Genomic DNA, 250 nt, shown 5'->3' with positions numbered 1-250 from the left:
CGCGCGAGGCCATGGGCTGCGCCCGGCGGCGCCTGTCGGCGGGCTGTGCCGTGGCGTGCCCCGCTTAGACTCGTGCTCGTGTGCACCGTCGTGATCGATGTCGCCCCGTCCCCCGGTGACGGCGCCCGGCTGCTGGCCGTGCGCGACGAGGACCCGGTTCGTCCGTGGGACGACCTCGGCGAGTGGTGGCCCGACGCGCACCCCGGCGTGATCGGCATCCGCGACCGCCGCGCCGGCGGTGCCTGGCTCG

The organism is Microbacterium sp. (genome assembly GCF_032084865.1).
Taxonomy (GTDB): Bacteria; Actinomycetota; Actinomycetes; order Actinomycetales; family Microbacteriaceae; genus Microbacterium.
The sequence above is the reverse complement of the archived record's forward strand: the minus strand, read 5'-3'. Positions refer to the sequence as shown.